Origin of the sequence: Mesorhizobium sp. M4A.F.Ca.ET.022.05.2.1, from assembly GCF_003998845.1 — a bacterium.
Classification (GTDB): domain Bacteria; phylum Pseudomonadota; class Alphaproteobacteria; order Rhizobiales; family Rhizobiaceae; genus Mesorhizobium.
The window spans coordinates 1-3225 of record NZ_RZOJ01000551.1; the positions used below are offsets into that span (position 1 = coordinate 1).

Below are 3225 nucleotides of genomic sequence, written 5' to 3' on the forward strand. Positions count from 1 at the left end.
TCACCCAGAAGGTGGCGCGCCAGCCCCAGAGATTGCCGATCGCGGTTCCGGCCGGCACGCCGATGACGTTGGAAACGGTGAGGCCGGACAGGATGACCGCCACCGCCATGCCGCGCTTGTCTTCCGGCACGAGGCCGACGGCAACCACCATGGCGACGCCGAAATAGGCGCCGTGCGCCACGGCGACTGCAATGCGCAAAAGCAGCATCGAGGTGAAGTCAGGCGCCAGCGCGCAAGCCGCCTGGCCGATGGTGAAGGCGATGGCGAGGCCTATGAGCAGGGTCTTGCGCGAGATCCCTTTGGTGGCGAGCGCCAGCAGCGGACCGCCAACGGCAATGCCGCAGGCATAGCCGGAGACCAGGTAACCGGCAGTAGGAATGGAAACGCCGAGGCCGCCGGCGACCTGCGGCAGCACGCCGGCGATGACGAATTCGGTGGTGCCGAAGGCAAAGGCGGCGATGAACAGGGCAATGAGCGGAAGCATAGCGCGGCAAGCGATCCCGGATGAGCAGGCCTCAAACCACGGATAAGCGCCGCCGGCAATGCAGAAAATGTCGATGCTGCTTTAGCTTTTCTTGAGTGGCTCAATCCGGTCGGTCAGCTGCCGATGGGGCCAGGAAGGCCGTCTTCCTGCCGTAAGGGATTTTCAGCCATGCCCGTTCATGGAGATAGTAGAGCAATGACTTGGTGACGACCTCGGTGGCGCCGATGGCGGCGGCCAGCTTGACGCTGCCCGTTACCACCAGCGAGATGATCATCGTGTCGATGGTGCCGGTGGCGCGCCAGGAAAGCGCCTTGGCGAAGCTGCGTGAATGGGTGTCCATCGCCGATCATCCTCCCAGTAGACCTCACACGATCCTTAGCCGAACGACGAGAGGATGAGCAAAGGCAAATTCTCGTGGGACCGAGGTGATGTCGCCGCACCCGGTATGGCCCAGCCCCTAGCTGGCCTTCAACCTCGAACCGCCGAGCAGACCGCGCTCCTCCAGCACCGGATAGGCCATGGAGGCGAGCAGCGAGTTGATCTGCTTCAGGTCGCGGATGGTGTCGAGATGGATGGAGCTGGTCTCGACGCTCTTGGCGGTGCCGTCGCGCAGCCGCACGAAATGGCTGGCGCTAGTTTCCTTCTCGCGGTCGCGCAGCCGGTCCTTTTCCAGCACCAGTTGGCGGGCGGCCTCGGCGTCGCGCGAGACCAGTACGTTGAAGGCAAGGCGCGCATTGGCGAGCACCGAGGCATGGAAGGCGCTGAGCTCGCGCCAGCCTTCGGGCGTGAACTCCAGCCCGCGTTCTAGCTTCTTCCTGACATGCACCAGCATGTTGCGCACGATGATGTCGCCGACCTGCTCCAGCTTGACGCAGGCGCCGATCAATTCCTGGCAGCGCAGCGCTTCGTCCTCGCTGAGCGGGTTTTTGGTAACCTTGGCCAGATAGAGCTTTATCGCCGCGTGCTTCTTGTCGACGCGATCGTCGAGCGCGGCCAGCGCCTTGATCTTGTCGCCGTCGGCGCTCTCATAGAGCTCGATGATGCGCTTCAGCATGATCTCGACGGTCTCGCAGACCCGCACCACCTCGCGGGTGGCGTTGGCCAGCGCCTGGCTCGGCGTATCAAGCGCGCTTTCGTTGAGCGCCGACAGTTCGACGATGTCGAGCGCCGATGCCTGCTCCGGCTTGGCGCCGAGCGCCACGATCTTCTCCGAGGCGCGGTAGACGAGGCTGGCGAGCGGCAGGCCGGCGAGCAGGATGATCACATTGAAAAGGATGTGGGCGTTGACGATCTGGTCAGGCACGCTGGCGCCGAGGAAGCCGACCGGCGGCTTCAGCGTCATGAACAGGATCAGCATGACCAGCGAGCCCATGCCGCGCATCAGCAGATTGCCGATCGGCACGACGCGCACGCCAGGCTCGGCGTTGCGGGTGAGCAGCGGCGCGATGATCGAGGAGCCGAGATTGACGCCGAGCACCAGCACGATGCCGAGCTCGGGCGGGATGAAGCCGCGGCCAGCCAGCGTCACCAGCAGCAGCACCGCCGCGATCGAGGAATGGAACAGCCAGGTGACCAGCGCGGCGAGCAGGTAGGCGGTGACGAAATCGCCGGAGAAATAGTTGACGATCATCGGCATCAGCGTGCTCTGGCGCAACGGCTCCGACGCCTGGCCGATCATCTCTAGCGACAGAAGCAAGAGGCCGATGCCGACCAGGATGCGGCCGAACTGGCGCCAGTCGCGCCGCTCGGTGGCCATGAACATCACGGTGCCGGCGACCAGGCACACCGGCACCAGCAGCGACAGGTCGAAGGTGAGGAGCTTGACCACCAGCGCCGAGCCGATCTCGGCGCCGCGCACCGCCAATTGGCCGGACATGCCGGAAACGATGCCGGCGCCGGCGAAGGAGCCGACCAGCAAGGTCACGGCCGTGGAGCTCTGCAGTGCGACCGACAGGCCGCAGCCGGCGAGAACCGCCATCAGCGGATTGCGCATGGTGGCGCGCAGCCGATGGCGCAGCGCATCGCCATAGGCGCGCTCGACGCCCGTCTTGACCATGCGGGTGGCGAACAGCATCAGCGCCACGGCGCCGGCAAGATGCAGAAGGACGACGGAACCGCTCATGCGCGATCTCGCGACCCGACGGGCGCGCGCTGCGCGCGAGCCGAACCGTCGACGAGGCAAAAGAGGGTGCGAATCATGGACATTTCAGAAACCGAGAATACGCCTATTTACTTTAGCCGGATAATAGATTTTGGCTCTCTGGCGACGGCTGGCGCACGACGGGGCGTGTCGGAAATGGATGGACGGCGATTTGGTTGCATCGCCCACCGGCGCCGATGGCGCCATGCCGTCCGGCGCTTGCGCGCCCATCAGACGCCTATCTGACGATGCTGTTGAATTAGATATCCTAAATATAGGAAATCATTACATAATTGTGATTCTACTGTTCAGTTTCGGTTCATCGCCGGCACCCTATCGCTTGCGCATCGACAACCAAGGAGTACCGCCATGAAACGCCTCGTTCTTTCCGCCGTCGCCGCCTCGATGCTGGCCGTCACGTCGGGCCAGGCCGCGCCGCTCAATGCGCCGATCGCGCCGCAGGCGAACTACAACCAGGTCGACTGGCAACAGCCCGGCAAGCACATCGACGTGAGGAAGCGCGTCGTCTAGAAGAAGGTCGTGGTGAAGCGCAGCCATTGGCGCAACGGCCAGAAGTATTCCAGCTGGAAGCGGCACCAGC

At 64.1% G+C, this 3225-nt stretch carries 3 protein-coding genes and 1 pseudogene; 1 reads left to right on the plus strand and 3 read right to left on the minus strand.

What is annotated here, in order from left to right; genetic code table 11:
- From EN745_RS32460 to EN745_RS32470, 3 genes are all read right to left on the minus strand, one after another.
- Positions 1 to 484 (minus strand): MFS transporter (locus tag EN745_RS32460; protein WP_145992264.1); only part of this gene is annotated, 484 nt, incomplete at its 3' end.
- Positions 485 to 584: 100 nt separating this feature from the next.
- Positions 585 to 824, minus strand: coding sequence for a DUF2061 domain-containing protein (locus EN745_RS32465; RefSeq protein WP_127393206.1), 240 nt, complete (start codon positions 822 to 824; stop codon positions 585 to 587).
- Positions 825 to 941: 117 nt separating this feature from the next.
- A complete protein-coding gene (locus tag EN745_RS32470; protein WP_127423139.1) occupies positions 942 to 2606 on the minus strand; it encodes a Na/Pi cotransporter family protein in 1665 nt (554 codons plus the stop codon).
- A gap of 387 nt (positions 2607 to 2993) precedes the next feature.
- Between EN745_RS32470 and EN745_RS32475 the strand changes: the two are divergent.
- Positions 2994 to 3225: pseudogene (locus EN745_RS32475) on the plus strand (hypothetical protein); the annotation flags it as partial.

What these genes read in the sequence shown, in the direction of transcription:
- EN745_RS32465 (WP_127393206.1), bottom strand. Translation starts at nt 824, where the DNA reads ATGGACACCCATTCACGCAGCTTCGCCAAGGCGCTTTCCTGGCGCGCC.
- EN745_RS32470 (WP_127423139.1), bottom strand. Translation starts at nt 2,606, where the DNA reads ATGAGCGGTTCCGTCGTCCTTCTGCATCTTGCCGGCGCCGTGGCGCTG.